General features: G+C 66.3%; 19 protein-coding genes. 17 read left to right on the forward strand and 2 right to left on the reverse strand.

The features are described from left to right. The 17 genes from MELE44368_RS16425 to MELE44368_RS16505 all read left to right on the forward strand — a co-directional run bounded on the left by MELE44368_RS16425 (position 1) and on the right by MELE44368_RS16505 (position 17,137). On the forward strand, positions 1-1,614 hold the full coding sequence (locus MELE44368_RS16425) for a class I adenylate-forming enzyme family protein (RefSeq protein WP_128109439.1): 1,614 nt from the start codon (positions 1-3) through the stop codon (positions 1,612-1,614). Continuing rightward, on the forward strand, positions 1,611-3,278 hold the full coding sequence (locus tag MELE44368_RS16430; RefSeq protein ID WP_128109440.1) for a class I adenylate-forming enzyme family protein: 1,668 nt from the start codon (positions 1,611-1,613) through the stop codon (positions 3,276-3,278). Before MELE44368_RS16425 ends, MELE44368_RS16430 begins: the two co-directional genes overlap by 4 nt. A 128-nt stretch (positions 3,279-3,406) precedes the next feature. Next, entirely contained in the window at positions 3,407-3,859 is a 453-nt protein-coding gene (locus MELE44368_RS16435; RefSeq protein WP_128109441.1) for a MaoC family dehydratase, read from the forward strand. Next, a complete protein-coding gene (locus MELE44368_RS16440; RefSeq protein WP_128109442.1) occupies positions 3,849-5,072 on the forward strand; it encodes an enoyl-CoA hydratase-related protein in 1,224 nt (407 codons plus the stop codon). The genes MELE44368_RS16435 and MELE44368_RS16440 overlap by 11 nt, the downstream gene beginning before the upstream one ends. A gap of 5 nt (positions 5,073-5,077) precedes the next feature. Next, entirely contained in the window at positions 5,078-6,238 is a 1,161-nt protein-coding gene (locus tag MELE44368_RS16445; RefSeq protein ID WP_128109443.1) for an acyl-CoA dehydrogenase family protein, read from the forward strand. 8 nt (positions 6,239-6,246) lie between these two features. Beyond that, the gene (locus MELE44368_RS16450) at positions 6,247-7,557 is read left to right on the forward strand and encodes a phytoene desaturase family protein (RefSeq protein ID WP_128109444.1); all 1,311 of its coding nucleotides are present in this window, start codon (positions 6,247-6,249) and stop codon (positions 7,555-7,557) included. A gap of 13 nt (positions 7,558-7,570) precedes the next feature. Then, entirely contained in the window at positions 7,571-8,299 is a 729-nt protein-coding gene (locus MELE44368_RS16455) for a hypothetical protein (RefSeq protein ID WP_128109445.1), read from the forward strand. Beyond that, positions 8,296-8,892, forward strand: a complete 597-nt coding sequence (locus MELE44368_RS16460) for a cytochrome c oxidase subunit 3 (RefSeq protein ID WP_128109446.1) — start codon at positions 8,296-8,298, stop codon at positions 8,890-8,892. The genes MELE44368_RS16455 and MELE44368_RS16460 overlap by 4 nt, the downstream gene beginning before the upstream one ends. Continuing rightward, positions 8,889-9,152, forward strand: a complete 264-nt coding sequence (locus MELE44368_RS16465) for a cytochrome C oxidase subunit IV family protein (RefSeq protein WP_128109447.1) — start codon at positions 8,889-8,891, stop codon at positions 9,150-9,152. The genes MELE44368_RS16460 and MELE44368_RS16465 overlap by 4 nt, the downstream gene beginning before the upstream one ends. A gap of 134 nt (positions 9,153-9,286) precedes the next feature. Then, entirely contained in the window at positions 9,287-9,691 is a 405-nt protein-coding gene (locus MELE44368_RS16470; RefSeq protein ID WP_128109448.1) for an SCP2 sterol-binding domain-containing protein, read from the forward strand. Between the two features lie 5 nt (positions 9,692-9,696). Beyond that, on the forward strand, positions 9,697-11,235 hold the full coding sequence (locus MELE44368_RS16475) for an acyl-CoA synthetase (protein ID WP_128109449.1): 1,539 nt from the start codon (positions 9,697-9,699) through the stop codon (positions 11,233-11,235). Then, complete coding sequence (locus tag MELE44368_RS16480; protein WP_128109450.1) at positions 11,232-12,494, forward strand: cytochrome P450; 1,263 nt, start codon at positions 11,232-11,234, stop codon at positions 12,492-12,494. Before MELE44368_RS16475 ends, MELE44368_RS16480 begins: the two co-directional genes overlap by 4 nt. A gap of 13 nt (positions 12,495-12,507) precedes the next feature. Next, positions 12,508-13,299: a coniferyl-alcohol dehydrogenase gene (locus MELE44368_RS16485; RefSeq protein ID WP_128109451.1), complete on the forward strand. Its 792-nt coding sequence runs from the start codon at positions 12,508-12,510 to the stop codon at positions 13,297-13,299. 8 nt (positions 13,300-13,307) lie between these two features. Then, positions 13,308-14,696 carry an aldehyde dehydrogenase family protein gene (locus MELE44368_RS16490; RefSeq protein ID WP_128109452.1) on the forward strand — a complete coding sequence of 463 codons (1,389 nt, stop codon included), beginning with the start codon at positions 13,308-13,310 and terminating at the stop codon, positions 14,694-14,696. After that, a complete protein-coding gene (locus MELE44368_RS16495; RefSeq protein WP_128109453.1) occupies positions 14,696-14,887 on the forward strand; it encodes a ferredoxin in 192 nt (63 codons plus the stop codon). Before MELE44368_RS16490 ends, MELE44368_RS16495 begins: the two co-directional genes overlap by 1 nt. 15 nt (positions 14,888-14,902) lie before the next feature. Next, entirely contained in the window at positions 14,903-16,477 is a 1,575-nt protein-coding gene (locus MELE44368_RS16500) for an FAD-dependent oxidoreductase (protein WP_128109454.1), read from the forward strand. 120 nt (positions 16,478-16,597) lie between these two features. After that, positions 16,598-17,137, forward strand: coding sequence for a class I adenylate-forming enzyme family protein (locus tag MELE44368_RS16505; protein WP_128109455.1), 540 nt, complete (start codon positions 16,598-16,600; stop codon positions 17,135-17,137). A gap of 34 nt (positions 17,138-17,171) precedes the next feature. Here MELE44368_RS16505 and MELE44368_RS16510 read toward each other — a convergent pair whose 3' ends face one another. Together MELE44368_RS16510 and MELE44368_RS16515 are read right to left on the reverse strand one after the other, a co-directional pair. Continuing rightward, complete coding sequence (locus MELE44368_RS16510) at positions 17,172-18,320, reverse strand: acyl-CoA dehydrogenase family protein (protein WP_128109456.1); 1,149 nt, start codon at positions 18,318-18,320, stop codon at positions 17,172-17,174. A gap of 3 nt (positions 18,321-18,323) precedes the next feature. Continuing rightward, positions 18,324-19,475: an acetyl-CoA C-acetyltransferase gene (locus tag MELE44368_RS16515; protein WP_128109457.1), complete on the reverse strand. Its 1,152-nt coding sequence runs from the start codon at positions 19,473-19,475 to the stop codon at positions 18,324-18,326. Positions 19,476-19,482 lie beyond the last annotated feature (7 nt).

Genomic DNA, 19,482 nt, shown 5'->3' on the forward strand with positions numbered 1-19,482 from the left:
GTGACCGTCGAGCACCGCCTGCAGCAGTCCTACTGGGCGGCCGACCGCAGTGTCGACCTGGTGCAGGCTTCGGTGGGACAGGTACTGGCACAACGAAGTGGCGAGCGCCCGAACCTGACCGCACTCGTCGGCACCCGGCACGGTTTTGGTGAACACGTGCGGATCACGTACGGGGAGCTGTACGAGGAGGCCACTCGGGTGGCGACCGCACTGTCGCGGACCGCCACCCGCGGTGATCTCATCGCCCTGTGGGCACCGAATGTCGTGGAATGGCCCATCGTTCAGTATGGTGCCGCCCTGGCTGGGATGGTGCTGGTGGCGCTCAACCCGGTTCTGCGCGACGACGAACTGGAATACGCGTTGACCCATTCGGGTGCGAAGGTACTGCTGCACGCCGACACCAGCCGGGACTATCAGATGGGCGAGGTCGCCAAGCGAGTCAGCGACGGAATCGATGGCTTACAACGGATCTCGCTGGCCGACGACGCGTGGTGCGCATCCGAGCCGGATCCGGCTGCGATCGCTGACGTGACGCCCGACGACCTCGCGATGCTGCAGTACACGTCCGGCACCACCGGACGCCCCAAGGGGGTACTGCTCACCCACCGGGCGTTGGTGAACGTGGCGCGGCTGACCATGACCGCGGCCGGAGCCCGCGTGCGCGGTGTCTGCGTCAATCCATTGCCGATGTTCCACACCGCCGGCTGTGTGATCGGCACCCTCGGACCGCTGTGGCTGGGCGGAACCGCGGTGCTGGTTGAACGGTTCACCCCGGCCGAGACGCTGGCGACGCTGCGCGACGAACAAACCGATGTGCTGTTCTTCGTCCCGCCGATCCTCGACGCGCTGCTGGCCGCACAACGAAGCCAGGACGCACCCGCCCCGCAGATACCGGTCATCATGGGTGGTGCCGCACGGGTGCTGCCGGAGATGATCGACGGTGCCGCAGAGGTTTTCGGGGCCACCGTGCTCAACCTGTTCGGGCAGACCGAGCTGGCCCCGGTGCTGTCGATGACCCGTCCCGACGACAGCCACCGGGATCGCACCACCACGGTGGGGCGCCCGCTGCCCCAGGTGGACTGCAAGGTCGTCGACCCACGTACCGGCGCCGTAGTGCCCGTAGGCGAGCAGGGGGAGATCTGCGCGCGCGGCTATCAGCAGTTCGTCGAATACCTGCACGATCCGGCGGCCACCAGGGCCGCCGTCGACGAGGAGGGCTTCGTCCACACCGGCGATCTCGGGACACTGGACCAGCGCGGGTACCTCACCGTGACCGGCCGGCTGAAGGAGATCATCATCCGCGGCGGGGAGAACATCGCGCCCGCCGACGTCGAGCAGCACCTGGAGGGACACGAGGACGTCAGCGACCTCGCCGTGGTCGGTATCCCCGACGACCGGTGGGGCGAGGTCGTCGCGGTGGTGTTCCGCAGCCAGGGTGATCCCGCGGAGGTCAAGAAGCGGCTGGTCGCGGCTGCCGAGTCGAAGCTGGCCTCGTACAAGCGGCCCGCCCGCTGGTTCGTCAGCGATACCGCGTTCCCGGTCACGCCCACCGGCAAGGTGCGCCGGTTCGCCCTGCGGGACTCGGTATTACGTGGGGAAGTGCGAGAGCTATGAGAACCGTCGCCGAAATCGAGGCCTGTCGGCAGGAACTGCGGGACCGGTTCCCCGTCTGGCAGCCGCGCAGCCTTGCCGGCTGGCTCGACGAGTGTGCAAACCGCTACGCCGAGCGGCCGTTCGTCATCACCGACGATGTCACGCTCACCTACGCCGACGTCGCCGAGCAGTCGCGCCGCATCGCCGCCGGCCTGGCCGGGCTGGGCGTCCAACCCGGTGACCGGGTCGGCATGGTGATGGCGAACTATCCGGAGTTCGTCACCGTCAAGTTCGCGATCGCCCGCACCGGTGCGATCGCGGTGCCGTTCAACTACCTGTACCGGACCAACGAACTCGGTTTCGTGCTGGCGGATTCCGGCTGCCGTGTGCTTGTGACCATGACCGGCTTCGGCGCCCTCGACTACCAGGCGATGCTGGACGGGATTGTCCCTCAGTGGGACGCGCCGGACTTCAGCACGACCGCACCGGACCGCGCCCTGCGGCACGTGGTGCTGCTCGACACCGATGGCACCGCACGCCAAGGAGTGCAGAACGTCGCCGACCTTGCGGCAACCGTAGCACCCGCGCCGCAACTTGATGTGGCGCCCGACGCCCCGGGCGACATGCTCTACACCTCGGGTACGACCGGATCACCGAAGGGCGTGCTGGTCTCCCACGATGCGGTGTTGCGTACCGCCTACGCGTCCGCGCTCACCCGCGCGTACCAGGACGGCCGCCGAATCCTGTTCTCGCTGCCCTGCTATCACATGTTCGGCTACGTCGAAGGGATCCTGTCGGCGATGTACGTCGGCGGAGCCGTCATCCCGCAGCCGTCGTTCTCCGCCGAGGGGTATTTCGCGGGCATCCAACGACATCGCGCCAACGACATCCTGTGCGTGCCGACAATGGCGGTCGCGATGGTGGAGTCCACCACGCGCCACGACTACGACCTGAGTTCACTGGGCGCGGTGCTCTGCGGATCCGCGCCGGCGCCGATCTGGTTGTGGGAACAGGTGCAGAGCGAATTCGGTGTCGACGAGATCGTCACCGGATACGGGATGACCGAGTGCGGCGGCGCGATGACGCTGACCCTGCCCGAAGACCCGCTGCACCTGACGTCGGAGACGGTGGGCCGTCCGAAACGCGCTGGTGCAGCGTCGGTCCCGGGCACCGACGCGCTGGTGGTCTACGAGACGGTGGACGGCGAACTGGTATCGCACGGCCCGACGACGATGCTCGGCTATTGGAACCGGCCCACCGAGACATCGGCGGCCCTTCGGGACGGGCGGTTGTTCTCCGGCGATCTCGGCACGGTGCGCGCCGACGGCTACCTCGAGTTGACGGGCCGAAGCAAGGAGCTGTACAAGAGCGGCGGCGAGCTCGTCATGCCTAAGGAGATCGAGGAGGTACTGCAGCGCCATCCGGCTGTCAGCCAGGCGTTCGCGTTCGGTCTCAGCGACGAGCGGTGGGGTGAAATCGGTTGCGTCGTCGTGGTCCCCGCGCCCGAGGCCGCGCTCACCGAAGAAGACGTGTTGGCGCACTGCCGCAGGAACCTGGCCCGCTTCAAGGTGCCCAAGCGGGTGGTGTTTTACGACGCGGCATCGCTGCCGACCACCCCGACCGGCAAGGTGCAGAAGTTCCGGCTGGCGGAGGAAGTCAGCTCACGCGCCCAACAAGAAATTTAATAGTAGATAGAAAATCTGCTAGCGTGGTCAAGAGTCCCAGCTAGAGCCCAAATCGCGTATTGAATCAGTATTAAAAACAGCAGGTCGCGACCCCTCTGGTGGCAAGGGGCACAAGCTCAGGAGGCGGTATGCAGATCTATCCGACACTGGAGGACTTCACGGGCGCCGTCGGCGCTGAACTCGGACCCACCGACTGGCTGGAGATCACCCAGGACCGGGTGAACCTGTTCGCCGACGCGACCGACGATCACCAGTGGATCCACGTCGATCCGGAGCGCGCCGCCTCCGGACCCTTCGGCGGAACCATCGCGCACGGCCTGCTCACCCTGTCCCTGCTGCCGCGCTTCATGCACGAGCTCTACCGGGTCGACGGCGTGACGATGGCCATCAACTACGGCCTCAACAAGGTCCGCTTCATCTCCCCGGTGCCGGTGGGCGCGAAGATCCGCGCGCGCTCCACCATCGCCGACATCACCGCCGTCGACGGCGGCGCACAAGTCTCCATGGTCACCACCATCGAGCTCGAGGGAGCCGCCAAACCGGCCGCGGTCATCGAATCGATCATCCGCTATGTCAAGTAGCAACGGGCACGAATCCCGTTACTGGGCCCGCGTGGCGGCGGCGCAGCGCCTGTACGCGGCCCTCGCCGCTGGTGACCGCGAGGCGCTGAACACGCTGCTGCACCCCGACTTCGTCGGCCATGCCGCCGAGGGCCTGCCGCTCGGCATGGGCGGCGAGCACAACGGCCCCGAGGCCATGCAGCAGAACCTGTGGTGGCGCATCGGCGAGCATTTCCGGATGCGCGCGGACGCGCGGCAGTTCGAATCACTTGGTGACGGCAGCCTGATGGTCAGCGGCCGCTACGTCGGAAAGGCCCGCCGTACCGGGAAACCGTTGGAAGCGGAGTTCATTCACGTAATCGACTTCGCGGCCGACGGCCGGATCAGCGGACTGCGCCAGCTGACCGACACCGCGGCATGGCATGCGGCGCTCGAGGGTCCGGAACCCCTGCAGACCTTCGAGTACTCGGTGACCGACGGCGTGGCGACGGTCTGCCTGAGCCGGCCCGAGGCGCGCAACGCGATCGACATGAGAGTGGCGCAGGAGACGCTGGAGGTCGCGCGGCGCATCGCCGCAGACGACACCGTCCGTGCGGTGCTGATATGCGGCAACGGTCCGGCGCTCACCGTGGGCGGCGATATCATCTACTTCCGGCACGACCGGTCCGAGTCGTTCGGCGATCTCATCCAGTCGATGACCGTGCCGTTCCACCAGGGCTTCGATCTGTTGAGCCGACTCGACGTCCCGATCGTGACCGCCGCACACGGCGTCGTCGCAGGTGGCGGACTGGGTTACGTGTACGCGGCAGACATCGTGCTGGCGGCCGAGGGCACCCGCTTCGTCACCGCATTCGCCGGGCTCGGGGTATCCGGTGACGGCGGCGGAACGTGGTATCTACCGCGGCTTATCGGCCCCCGCCGCGCCGCCCAGGCCTATCTGCGGAACACCCCGATCACCGACAAGGAAGCCCTGGAGTGGGGTCTGATCAACGAGATCGTGCCCGCTGACGAAATACGGGACCGTGCAATGGCCGTGGCCACCGAACTGGCGCATGGGCCGACGAAGGCCTACGCCGCCATGCGGCGGCTGCTGCGCGAAAGCTGGGACAATGACCTGCCGACCCAGTTCGCGGCCGAGACCCGCGTCATCAAGGACACCGCCGACACCGCGGACGCCGCGAACGCGATCACCGCGTTCCCCCAGAAGCGCAAGCCCGAATTCATCGGAAGGTAACGAGCATGCCCGGACTGACGGCCGATAGCGCCGAACATCGCGCGATCCGCGAGAGTGTCGCCGGTATCGCGCAACGTTACGGCCCGCAGTATTTCCTGGAACGCGCCCGGTCCAACGGCGGGATCGAGGAGCTGTGGAAGGATCTCGGCGCCGCGGGCCTGCTGGGTGTGCACCTGCCCGAGGAGTACGGCGGTGGCGGCGGCGGCATGGCCGAAGCGGTGGTTGTCGTCGAAGAGCTTGCCGCACACGGCATGCCGCTGCTGATCTGGGTGATCTCCCCGGCGATCTGTGGCAGCATCCTGGCGCACCACGGCTCGCACCAGATGAAGCAGACGTGGTTACCGGTCATCGCCGACGGCACCCGCAAGATGGCGTTCGGCATCACCGAACCCGACGCCGGGTCGAACAGCCACAACGTGAAGACCACCGCCACCCGCACCGACAAGGGGTGGTCGATCTCCGGGTCCAAGTACTACATCTCCGCGGTGGACCAGTGCGACGCCATCCTGCTGGTCACCCGGGACGCCGAGCACTCCACGCCGGAGAAGCCCAGGCTGTCGCTGTTCGTCGTGCCCACGGACGCGCCCGGGCTGTCGTACCAGCAGATCGACACCTCGATCGTGTCTCCCGACAAGCAGTTCACCGTGTTCCTCGACGACGTGCAGGTGGGCGAGGAGGCACTGATCGGTGTTGCGGGCAACGGATTACGCCAGGTGTTCGACGGGCTGAACCCGGAACGAATACTCGTCGGCGCGCTGTCCACCGGCATCGGCCGGTACGCCATCAACAAGGCCACCGAATACGCCAAGCAGCGCACCGTGTGGTCCACCCCGATCGGAGCCCATCAGGGAATCGCGCATCCGCTGGCTGAGGCGCACATCGGGGTCGAGCTGGGCCGGCTCGCCACCATCCGCAGCGCCGAGCTGTTCGACGCGGGTGAACCCGCCGGCGAGGCGGCCAACATCGCGAAGTTCGCCGCATCCGAGGCCGCGTTGAAGGCACTCGATCAGGCCATCCAAACCCACGGCGGCAACGGGCTTTCCCACGAGTACGGCCTCTCCGAACTCTGGTTCGTCACCCGCCTGATGCGCACCGCACCGGTCAGCAGGGAGATGGTGCTCAACTTCGTCGCCCAGACCTCGCTGGGGCTGCCCCGCTCGTATTAGGAGAAGTCATGTCAGACAACCAATTCGACGTCGTCGTGATCGGAGCGGGAGCGGGCGGACTGTTCACCGCGGCACGTCTCGCGCACCAGGGCTACCGCACCCTCGTCGTCGAGCGGCTGGACAAGGTCGGCGGCCGAGCGTCCACCGACGACATCGACGGCTTCAAGGTCAACGTCGGCGCGATCGTCATCGAGGTCGGCGGGATCACTCAGCAGACCTGTGAAGAGGTCGGCGCGCCGTTCGACATCCGCGAGCCCAAACCGCCGATCCTGTACCGCATCGGCGGCAAGGATGTCGACGTCACCGGCGGCGGCTGGGGTTTCCTGCTGGGCAAACTCACCCGGCAGGCCGCGAAGCTCGTCAAGGGCATCGGCGCCGCGCGCAACGACTCCGGCCTGCCGGAGGACGAGCTGTCGACCGCGGAATGGGTGGCGAAGTACACCAAGAACGAAGGCGTGCACGGCATCTTCCGCAACATGTGTGCGTCGGTCTTCGCGGTGGGCTCCGACGAACTGCCCGCGCGGGTGTTCCTCACCTACTTCACCCGTAAGAGCGCGTTCAAGCGGTTCGGTTTCCACCCCGAGGGCACCATCGGACTGTGGAAGGGCCTCGCGGGTGTGGTGGAGCGCGACGGCGGCACGATCTGGCTGTCCACCCCGGCCACGAAGATCCTGCTCGACGGGAACCGGGTCACCGGTGTCGAGGTGCTCCGGGACGGCCGGCCCGTGCGTATCGACGCGCCGATCGTCGTCAGCGACGTCGGCCCCGCGGCCACGGTGAAACTGCTTGGCGAGGAGAATGTTCCACGCGACTACCTGGAGATGGCGCAGCGCGGCGACCGGCCCACTTCGATGATCTCGGTGAACTTCGCCAGCTGGGAGCGGCTGGTCGACGTTCCGGGAATGCTCAGCTTCTCGAAGTCGCGCCGACTGGCCTACATCGCGAACTTCACCGACACCTGCCCGGAGATGGCTCCCGACGGGTGGAACCTCTACGTCGGCACCTCGGTGCCCGCGAACCCGCTCGGTGACTTCGACGAGGCGGCCGAAACCGAACTGCTGCTGCAGGACCTGCGCGACAACATCGAGAACTTCGATGAGCGCACCCGCATCATCAATACCGCGATCACGCGCGACGATTGGCCCCCGCAGCGCGCGGTGGCGGGATTCGACCTGCCGCACGACACGCCGATCACCGGACTGTGGAACGTCGGCGACGCTGTCAAGGAGTACGCCAACGGCGGCACCACGGCGTGCGCGGAGACCGCAAAACTGGTGGTAGACAAGATCATTGCCGGATATCCACTCGCGGTGCGCTGACGCGGGAGATCCGATGGCTCGAAGCAGCAGCGCACCCGCGGACCTCCGGCAGACCGTGCTCGCGGTGTGCGGTTGGTGCGGACCGCTCACCATCCTGGTGACGTTCACGGGCTGGCTCATCGCGGGCGTCCTGCCGTTTCCGCTGGGTCCGTCGGACTCGCCCGACGAGGTGGTCGCCTTCTACGGGGACGGTATGCACGTCTCCATCGGGTTCGTGATCGCCACGCTGGGCATCTCGTTGGTCATCCCGCTGATAGCGGCGATATCGCACCTGATGCTCACCGGCACACCGGAATCGCGCCTACTGTCGGTCGTGCAGCTGGTGTCCGGGAGCGTCACCGCGGTGCTGCTGCTGGTACCGATGCTGATCATGGCGGTCATCGCGTTCCGCCCGGTGCCGGACCCGGCGCTCGCGGTGCTGCTCAACGACCTGGCCTGGCTGCTGTTCATCACCCCGGTCGCGCCGTTCATCATCCAGAACCTGGCCATCGCCGCGTCGGCGCTGCGTGATCCGGCTTCGCCGTTTCCCGGCTGGCTCGGCTACCTCAACTGCTGGATCGCCTTCACGTTCAGCTTCGATGTGCTGGCGCTGGTGTTCAAACACGGCCCGTTCACGTGGAACGGGGTGCTGATCTTCTGGTTGGCGCTCACCACCTACTCCATCTTCCTGCTGGCCATGGGCCTGATGGTGCGCCACCGCGCGACCGACCGCGCGACCGAGGAAGTGGGGCTCGCTCCATGACCGAGCACGGTCTCACGGTCGCCCGGCGCGTGCCCGACGTGCGGCAGCGCCGTCTGGCCAGCGACACCGCGTTCTGGGGCTTCATCTTCGCCGACATGACGGTGTTCGCCCTGTTCTTCATCGCCTACCTGTGGCAGTTCGGCAGCAACCGCAGCGAGTTCCGGGCCGACGCTGCGCATCTGGTGATCTGGCTTGGCCTCACCAACGCGCTGATCCTGCTGACCTCGTCGTATCTGGTGGTCCGCGCGGTGCAGAAGCACCGGGCCGGTACCGATGCCCGGATGCTGATCGGCTGGGCGCTGGCGCTGGCGGCGGCATTCGCCCTGGTGAAGTCCGGGGAGTATGCGATCGAGATCAGCGCCGGGCACACGCTGAAGTCGTCGACCTTCTTCATGTACTACTTCGTGCTCACCGGCCTGCACCTGATGCATGTGCTGATCGGCAGCACGCTGCTGCTGACCTGGTGGCGCGGCGAGCGGTCGGGGCGGCCCGTCAGCTTCCGGTTCGCGGAGAGTGCCGCCGGGTACTGGCACATGGTCGATCTGCTCTGGATCCTGATCTTCTCGTTCGTCTACATCGGGAGCCACGCATGACGGCCGACAAGCGGTGGGTCGGCGTCGTCTACGGCGTCCTCGTGGTGCTGACGGTCGGTGCGCTCGCCTTCACCTCGGGGACCGTGCACGAGATCCTCAGCCCGCGGGTCGCGGCCGCCGGCGCCGCCGCGCTGGCCTTCGTCAAGGCCTGGCTGGTGGCGATGGACTTCATGGAGCTCAGGGGCACCGCGCTGCGGCGGTGGGCGGGGGCGTGGTTCCTGGTCGTCGGGCTACTCTGCATCGTGCTGATCCTGCGCTGAGCCGATGGGGGACGAAGCTGCCGCATCCTGGCCTCGCGGAGCCAACCGCCGGCATACCATAAGTTGACTTATGGCGGCTGTGATGCGACACTGACCATAGCCCGATTTGAATCTAGAATAAATTAAGGAGAACGATGGGGTTCGCTAACTCTGCCGAGGTCACCCGCTACATCGGTGGGATCTTCGAGACGGCGTTCGAGGATCCTGAGATCGGGCCGAAGCTGGTCGACACCGGACTCGTCGTGGCGTTCAACTTCACCGATCCCGAGGCCGTGGTGGTCATCGACATGGCCAACAAGTCCGTCCGGGAGGGACTGGAGGGCGGCGCGGCGCCGACCGCGACCATGTCCATGGCGGCCGAAACCGGCAGCGCCTACTGGCAGGGCAAGGTGAACCTGCCGCTCGCGATGGCGAAACGGAAGATCAAGGTCGAGGGCGACATGGGCAGCCTGCTCAAGCTGGCCCCACTGGGTAAGAAGCTCTACCCGGTGTACATCGAGCGGCTCAAGAACGACGGTCGCGACGACCTCCTGGTCTAACCGCGATGTATCCGGGTACGCACGCGTCGGTCCGGCCGGATCATCCGGCGGTCATCATGGCCGGCTCCGGCACCGTCACCACCTACGCAGAACTCGAGCAGCGGTCTGCCGCGGTGGCGTCGGCGCTCTACGACATGGGGCTGCGGCGCGGTGATGTCATCGCGCTGCTCTCGGACAACTCCGCTGCCGCCTTCGAAATCTATTGGGCTGCGCTCCGGTCAGGGCTCTACATCACCGCGGTGAACTGGCACCTGACGCCCGACGAGGCGGCATACATCGTCAACGACAGTGGCGCACAGGTGTTGTTCGCGTCGGCCGGCATCAGCAACCTCGCCGCCGAACTCGTGGACCTCACGCCAGCGGTGAAGCGGCGCTACGCATTCGGCGGGCCGATCGCCGGCCACGAAAGCTACGCGGAACTGCTCGCCGGCGACTGGTCGCCGCTGCCGTCGCAGCCGCGGGGTTCGGAGATGCTGTACTCGTCGGGAACCACGGGGCGGCCCAAGGGAATCAAGCCGCACCTGCTCGACATCCAGGTCGATCAGCCGGGCGACCCGTTGATCGCGATGCTGCAGCACGCGTTCGGGCTGAACGCCGACGACATCTACCTGTCCCCGGCGCCGATCTACCACACCGCCCCGCTGAAGTGGTGTGGCGGCGTGCTGGCGCTGGGCGGCACGGTCGTGCTGATGGAGCGCTTCGACGCCCGAGATGCGTTGGCGGCGATCGAGACGTACCGCGTCACCGTGACCCAGATGGTGCCGACGATGTTCATCCGGATGCTGCAGCTGCCCGAGGAGGTGCGCAAGGACTTCGACCTGTCGTCGCTGCGGCTGGCGGTGCACGCCGCAGCGCCCTGCCCACCCGATGTCAAGGACGCCATGATCGACTGGTGGGGGCCGATTTTCGTGGAGTACTACGGCGCCACCGAACAGCACGGCACGACGGTGATCACCACACCGGAATGGCAGAAGAAGCGAGGCTCGGTGGGCCGGGCGGCGCTCGGCGTCATCCACATCTGCGATGACGACGGTGTGGAGCTGCCGAACGGCGAGATCGGCACCGTCTACTTCGAACGCGACGCAACCCCGTTCGAGTACCACAACGATCGCGTCAAGACAGCCGAGTCCCGGCATCCCCAGCACGACAACTGGTCGACCGTGGGCGATATGGGATACGTCGACGACGACGGCTATCTCTTCCTGACCGATCGCAAGGCCTTCATGATCATCTCCGGCGGCATCAACATCTATCCGCAGGAAATCGAGAACGTGCTGGCCCTGCACCCGTGTGTCGCCGATGTGGCGGTGATTGGCGTGCCCGATCCGGAGATGGGCGAGCAGGTCAAGGCCGTCGTCCAGCTGCGCGACGGGATCACCGGCTCCGACGAGCTCGCCCAGGAAATCATCGACTATGTGCGCCAACGTATTGCGCACTACAAAGCGCCACGCTCGGTGGACTTCACTGACGAGCTGCCGCGCACACCCACCGGGAAGTTGGCCAAACGGCTCCTCATCAACAGATATCTGGAGGTCGCACAATGACTGCAGTACAGGCCCCGACTGAGCGTCCGCCGTTCGATCCGGTCAGCATCTCGCCGGTGGAGTTCTGGGCCCAGAGCTTCGACGAGCGCGAGAAGGCTTTCAAGATCTTGCGCGACGAGCGTCCGGTCAGCTGGCACCCGCCGCTCGAGGGCTCGATGATGGAGCCGGAGATCGACGGGGTCTGGGTGGTCACCCGGCACGAGGACGTCGCCTACGTCAGCAAGAATCCCGAATTGTTCTGCTCGGGGCAGGGCATCACCTTCGAGGCAGTGCCCGAGGAATTGCTGGCCGCCACCCAGTCCTTCCTCGGCATGGACGGTGCCGAACACGCGAGCCTGCGCCGGCTCGTGAGTTCGGTGTTCACGCCTCGGCGGGTCGCCCAGATCAAGGACCAGATCGAGCGTCAGGCTCGCCTCATCATCGACGACCTGCTGGAGACGAAGGAGGGCGACTTCGTCGAGCAGGTGTCCAAGCGGCTGCCGATGTGGACCATCTACGAAATGCTGGGCCTCCCCGAGGAACAGCGCGACGAAGCCGCGAAGCTGGCCGAGGGCATGGTGGCCTGGGCTGATCCCGACGTCGCCGCCGGCCGTGAACCCAGTCAGGTGCTCACCGATTCCCTCGTCGGCCTGCTCGACATCGGTATCAGCCTCGCCCAGGCCCGGCGGGAGAAACCGGAGAACGACCTGATGACGTCGTTGGTGCAGGCCGAGGTGGAAGGACGCCGGCTCACCGACGACGAACTCGGCCCGTACTTCGTCCTGCTGTCGGTGGCCGGCAACGACACCACCAAGACCACGACCACCTTCACGACGATCGCGCTGGACCGGCATCCCGAGCAGAAGGCGCTGCTGCAGCAGGACTTCGACAAGTACATCAAGGTCGCCATCGAGGAATTCGTCCGGTGGGCCACCCCGGTGATGACCTTCCGGCGCACCGCGACCCAGGACACCGAACTGCGCGGCCAGCACATCCGCGAGGGCGACTGGGTCGCGATGGTCTACTCGTCGGCGAACCGCGACGAACGGGTGTTCCGCAATCCCCACGAGTTCGACATCACCCGCACACCGAACCCGCACGTCGGATTCGGCGGCGGCGGCCCGCACTACTGCATGGGCGCGTTCCTGGCGAAGATCCAGCTGGAAGCCATCTTCCGGGAGCTGATCTTCCGCGCACCGAACCTGCACGTCGGCGAACCAGAGTACCTGACCGGCAACTTCATCACCGCGGTGAAGTCGCTGCCCTACACCCTCGACTAAGGAGCCGCCTCACATGTCCGAATTCGCCGGAAAGCGTTATGTCGTAACCGGTGCCGCGTCCGGGATCGGCGATGCGACCGCGCGCAAGCTGCTCGACGCGGGGGCGTCGGTGTACTCCCTGGACCGAAACGCGCCCTCGGCTCCGGTCACCCAGCACATCACCGTCGACCTGGCCAACCCGCGCAACATCGACGCCGCGCTCGAACAGTTGGAGGGCCAGTTCGACGGGCTGATGAACATCGCGGGCATCCCGGGAACGGCTCCCGCCGATCTCGTGATGGCGGTCAACACGTTCGCGGTGCGACACCTCACCGAGGCCTTCTTCGAGCGCCTGGCACCGGGCGGAACGGTGACGATCGTGTCCTCCACCGCCGGCTTCGGCTGGCCGCTGCGGCTCGAGGCGATCCGTGATCTGCTCGCCACCGACACGTTCGAGGAAGCGCAGGCATGGTTCAAGGCCAACCCCCAGCAGGGCAACGCCTACAACTTCTCGAAGGAGTGCACCACCGTCTACACCATGATGATGGGACTTGCCGTGGCGCAGATGGGATTCCGGATCAATGCGGTGCTGCCCGGACCCGTCGAGACGCCGATCCTGGCGGACTTCGAGGAGTCGATGGGAAAGGACACCCTCGACGGTGTGAAGGAACTGCTGGGCCGGCACGCGCAACCCGACGACATCGCCGACGGGATCCTGTTCCTGGCGTCGGACGCGGCGCGGTGGATCAACGGCCACCCGCTCATCATCGACGGCGGTATCAGCGGGGCTGTGGCGTCCGGTGTGGTTGACGCGCCCGAGATCTGAGGCAGGCCATGACTGTTCAGGCGCGCGCGGAAGCGGCCGAGGCCGGCCTGGTCGATGAGCTGCGTGGTGTGTTCGAGACCGGCCGCACCCGGTCGGTGCGGTGGCGGCTCGACCAGCTGGCCGGCATTGAACGGCTGTGTACGGAGCAAGAGCCGGCGATCGCGGCCGCACTGGCCGAGGACCTGGGCCGAACTCCCGCCGAGGCATGGCTGGGCGATGTCACCTCGACGAAAGGTGAAGCGGCCTACGCCCGTAAGCATCTGCGCAAGTGGATGCGACGGCGCCGTCAGCCACTGCCCCTGGTGCAGTTGCCCGGACGGGCGTGGGTGCAGTATGACCCGCTCGGCGTGGTGCTGATCATCGGCCCGTGGAACTACCCGGTGTATCTGAGCCTGGGTCCGCTGGTGGCGGCTGTCGCGGCGGGCAACTGTGCGGTCATCAAACCCTCCGAGTTGGCGCCTGCGACCTCGGCGCTCCTGGCCCGGCTGGTTCCGCAGTACCTGGACGCCGAGGCGATCCGCGTTGTGGAAGGCGACCGCCAGATCACACAGGCCCTGTTGGCGCAGGGCTTCGACCACGCGCTCTTCACCGGCGGCACAGAGGTGGGCCGCAAGATCATGGCGGCGGCCGCGCCGACGCTCACGCCGGTCACGCTCGAACTGGGTGGCAAGAGCCCGGTGATCGTGGCTGCCGATGCCGATCTGGATGTGGCGGCGCGCCGCCTGGCTTGGGTGAAGATGCTCAACTCCGGCCAGACGTGTATCGCACCGGATTATGTGCTCGCTGAGGCATCGATCGCCGATGAACTGGTCCGCAAGGTCATCGACACGATGGCCAAATTCCGGTCGGGCGAACCCGATCCGTCGCTGCCCATCGTGAACCAGCGGCAGTTCGACCGCCTGGTCTCGCTGATCTCGACGACGACGGGAACTGTTGGGACAGGCGGTAAGTGGGATGTCGAGAAGCTACGTATCGAGCCGACGGTCATCGTCGATCCGGCGCCGACCGACCCCGTGATGGGCGAGGAGATCTTCGGCCCGATACTCCCGGTGCTCCGGGTGAAGTCAACCGACGAAGCCATTCGGTTCGTGAACTCCCGCCCGAAGCCGTTGGCGCTGTATGTATTCACCGCTTCACAGCAGCGCGGCCGGGAGATCATCGACGCTACGCCGTCCGGCGGTGCGGTCATCAACCACATCGCCATGCACTGCCTGGTACCCCAGTTGCCGTTCGGCGGGGTCGGGGCCAGCGGGATGGGTGCCTACCACGGCCGGTGGGGTTTTGAAACGCTCAGCTACCGTCGCGCGGTGCTTGCGAAGCCCGCCAAACCCGACCCGTCGCTGATGTATCCGCCGTATACCGATCGGGCACTCAACATCATGCGGAGGTTGATGTGATGAAGATTCGTGTGGACCGCGTCAGGTGCGGAGGCATCGGGATGTGCGAGATGACGGCCCCAACGGTGTTCAAGGTCGGTGACGACGGCGCCGCCACCGTCATCAACGAGAACCCGTCGGAGGATGAGCGCGCCCAGGTCGAGGAGGCGGTCTCGAACTGCCCCACCGGCGCGCTGTCCATCGAAGACTGACCAGGAGTATCGGCTTTGGCGTTCGTCATCACCCAGAACTGCTGCACGGACGGCAGTTGCGTGCCGGTGTGCCCGGTGGACTGTATCCGCCCGGTTCCCAACGGTGTTTCACCGCAGATGCTCTACATCGACCCGGTTGCGTGTGTCGACTGTGGGGCATGCATGGAGGTGTGTCCGGTCGGGGCGATTTACCACGAGGACGAGTTGCCGACCGGGCAGCAGCGTTTCCGTGACGTCAACGCGGCGTACTTCACGGAGTCGCCGCTGCGGCCGCGGAACACGATTCGGAAGTCGTTGCCGCACAGGATTGACCGGGGCGCGTTGCGCGTCGCGATCGTCGGTGCGGGACCTGCGGGGTGCTATGCCGCAGCCGAGCTCGTGCGGACTCCTGGCGTCGAGGTGCACATCTTCGATCGGTTGCCGACGCCGTTCGGGCTGATTCGTTCCGGCGTGGCGCCCGACCATCAGACGACCAAGCAGGTCGTGAGTCTGTTCGAGCCGATCCTGGCGAGCGACCCGGTGACGTGTCACTTCAATGTGGAGGTGGGCCGCGACGTCACGCACGAAGAACTGATAGAGCACCACGATGCGGTGATCTACGCGGTCGGCGCCTCCCGCAGTAGGGAACTGGGAATCCCCGGCGAGCAGCTGCCCGGCCACTACGCCGCCGCCGACTTCGTCGCCTGGTACAACGGTCACCCCGACCACGTCCATCACGAATTCGACCTTTCCACGCCCCGCCTCGTGATCGTCGGCAACGGCAACGTGGCGTTGGACGCCGCGCGGATTTTGGTCTCGGGAGCGGATGCGCTCGCGCGGACCGACATCGCCGACCATGCGCTGCGCGCCCTGGCGGAGAGCGCAGTACGCGAAGTCGTGATCCTGGGCCGTCGCGGCGCCGCCGATGGCGCCTTTTCCCTGGGCGAGCTGATCGCGCTCGGTGAGCTACCGGGCATCGATGTCGCGGTTCAGGGTGATCCCGGGGCGCGTCCCGACGACGATCTCGAGCGTTCGCTGAAGTACGACCTGGTGGCCGAGTACGCAAACCGGCCGCGAAATCCCGAGAATCGCGTTGTGACGCTGGTGTTTTCAGCGCCACCGCTGGAGCTGATCGGGGAGCATCGCGTCGAAGGCGTTCGCCTGGAATCGGGAACGATCGAGACCCCAGTGGTGCTGCGGTCGATCGGCTACCGCGGCGGAGCCATCGATGGTGTGCCGTTCGACGAGGCAGCGGGTCGGGTACCCAACGAGGAAGGACGGGTGTTCGACGGTGATGAGCCGGTGCCCGGTGTTTACGTGACCGGGTGGATCAAGCGTGGACCCCGGGGTCTCATCGGTACCAACCGCACCTGCGCACAGCAGACGGTCACCCACCTGATGGAGGATTTCGCCGCCGGCCGGCTGCATCGCACCAACGGCAAGGCCCTCGACGAAGACATCCGTGCGTTGCTGGCCAGCCGGGGCGTGACGGCCGTCGACTGGCAGGGCTGGTTGGCGATCGACGCGGCGGAGCGGCAGCGCGGGACCGGCAGCCGTCCGCGAGTGAAGTACACCGACACAGCGGAATTGGTTGCGGCAGCTCGGCAATAGTCCTGAGAACCTGCCGCAGCGGTGTAGCGACTGTTGAACACCTTTCCTCACGTCTAGTTCGATCAGCAGTGAGGGCAGACCGAGGCTGGACCCGTCGGCATCTACTCGACGGTGGCATAGGTGCGGTCGCGGCCGCTGTCGTCAGGCCATGTGGCGCCACCGCTTATCGAGCCGCGAGTCGTCGACGCCCATGGCGATGAGACGCCCGCGGGTGAAGTCGGGATGCTGGTGTTGCGTGGTGAGGGGATCACTGTGGGTGACTGGACCAATCCGCAGGCGACCGGGGAGGTCATCCGCGACGGATGGTTGCACACCGGTGACCTGATGCGGCTCTATTCCGACGGTGCGAATCTGCTCGTCGACCGAATACGCGGCGTCATCATCACCGGCGGGCGACGCGTCTACTCGGGAGAAGTCGAGCAGGCGATCGCTGGCCATCCCGACGTCGACGACGTGGCGGTTGTCGGCCGACCCGACGACGTGTGGGGAGAGACCGTAGTCGCCGTCGTCACGGCGCGCGCCCCAGGGTCCAGTTCGACGCTCGCCGACTTTAAGGTGCCACGTGAGGTGATCTTCGGCGCCGTACCGCGCAACGGGGCCGGCAAGGTGCAGAAGCACCTACTGCGACACGCAGTGAGCGCTGACGATTCGCAAAGCTGAGCGGAAATGGTAGCCGCGATCGCGACGTAGGGGATTAGGCGACCACGTCCCGACCGATGATTTCCTTCATGATCTCGGTCGTACCGCCGTAGATCGTCTGTGGGCGGGTGTCCAAGTACGCACGGGCGACTGGGTACTCGGTCATGTAGCCGTAGCCGCCGTGCAGCTGCAGGCAGCGGTCGACCACCCGCTTCTGCAGCTCACTGACGAACCACTTGCCCTTGGCAGCATCGACCGGCGTGAGTTCACCCGCGTTGAAGGCGAGTACCGATTGGTCGACATACGACTGCACAATGTCGATTTCGGTTGCCATCTCGGCCAATTCGAACCGTACGTGCTGCTTATCCGTCAGCGGCGCACCGAAGGCACGGCGCTGCTTGCAGTACTCGACCGTGGTCTCGAAGATCGCGCGGGTATTGGCGAATGCCATCGCGGTCACCCCGAGCCGTTCCCGCGGCAGATGGCTCATCAGGTACTGCAGTCCGTTGCCCTCCTCGCCGATGAGGTTGGCGGCGGGGACCTCGGCGTCGCGGAAGTACAGTTCTGCGGTGTCCTGTGCGGGTAGCCCGATCTTGTCCAGTTTGCGGCCCCGCTCGAAGCCGGGGGTATCCCGTTCCACCACAAACAGACTCAGGTCGTGTGAGCCGCCGGAGTTACCCGTTCGGGCCGCCACCACCACGAGATCGGCCATGACGCCGCTGGAGATGAACGTCTTCTGCCCGTTGAGGATCCAGCAATCCCCTTCCCGTCGCGCGGTAGTGCGGATGCCCCGCAGGTCACTGCCGGTTCCGGGCTCGGTCATCGCGAGTGCGCCGATGATCTCGCCGGTCGCGAAGCCGGGCAGCCAGCGTCGCCGCTGCTCCTCATTGGTCAGATCGAGCAGATAGTGCAGGACCAGGTCGTCCTGCAGGCTGACCGTCAACCCGAGGGAGTACGCGTGGATCCGGGCGGTCTCCTCGCAGACCACCATGCGGTAGCGGTAATCGGGCTCGCCGGATCCGCCGTACTCCTCACCGATCTGCAGCCCGTAGATGCCGGCCTTCGCCGCGCGACTGAACACCGCACGGTCGATCCACCGCGCTTCGTTCCAGTCATGCTGATGGGGAACAACTTCGCGGGAGAGGAACTCGCGAACAGTTTCCCGGTAGGCCTCGTGATCGGGACCGTAGAGTCTGCGGTGCACGCTTCAGATCCGTTCGATGATGGTGACGTTCGCCTGGCCACCGCCTTCGCACATGGTCTGCAGGCCGTAGCGGCCGCCAGTGCGTTCCAGCTCGTGCAGCATCGAGGTCATCAGCCGGGCGCCGGTGCAGCCGATCGGATGGCCTAGCGCAATGGCGCCGCCGTTGGGATTGACCTTGGCGGGGTCGGCACCGAGCTCGGCGAGCCAGGCCAGGACCACCGGCGCGAACGCCTCGTTGATCTCGATGACGTCGGCGTCGTCGATGGACATGCCGGCACGCTTGAGTGCGTGCTGGGTGGCGGGGATCGGGGCGGTCAGCATCATCACGGGATCCGCACCGCGGACCGACATGTGATGGATCCGGGCGCGGGGAGTGAGGTTGAAGCGTTTCACAGCCCCGGCAGAGGCGATCAGTAATGCCGCTGCGCCGTCCGAGATCTGGCTGGCGACCGCTGCGGTGAGAACTCCGCCGTCGATGAGGGTCGGCAGCGACGCCATCTTCTCCAAGGAGGTGTCGGCGCGGGGGCCCTCATCGACAGTCGCGTCTGCGAATGGGGTGATCTCCCGCTCGAAGCGACCGTCCGCGATGGCCGACACCGCCCGCCGGTGACTCTCCAGCGCGAAACGTTCGTTGTCTTCGCGTGACAGCTTCCATTGTGCAGCAATCATTTCCGCACCTCGGAACTGGGAGATCTCCTGGTCCCCGTACCGGGTCTGCCAACCTTCACACCCGGTCCACGGATCGCTCGCGCCGAACGGCTCCCCGGCCCCGAACGCCGAGAGGATCGGGTACTGGCTCATCTTCTGCACGCCGCCGGCAACGATCAGATCGGCGGTGCCGCTCATCACGCCCTGGGCGGCGAAATGCACTGCCTGCTGGGCTGATCCGCATTGGCGATCGATGGTGACACCAGGAACCGATTCGGGTAGCCCCGCGGCCAACGCCGCGGTACGCGCGATGTCGCCTGCCTGAGAGCCGATGTTGTCCAGACATCCGAGAATGACGTCGTCGATGGCGGCGGGATCGATGGCGTGGCGGCCCACCACCGTTCGAATGACGTGCGCGGCCATATCGGCAGGATGTGCGCCGGACAGCCCCCCGCCGCGCTTGCCGACGGGGGTGCGGACAGCGTCGACGATATAAGCTTCGTTCACTCGATTA

This window comes from Mycolicibacterium elephantis DSM 44368 (assembly GCF_004014805.1).
GTDB classification, from domain to species: Bacteria; Actinomycetota; Actinomycetes; order Mycobacteriales; family Mycobacteriaceae; genus Mycobacterium; species Mycobacterium elephantis.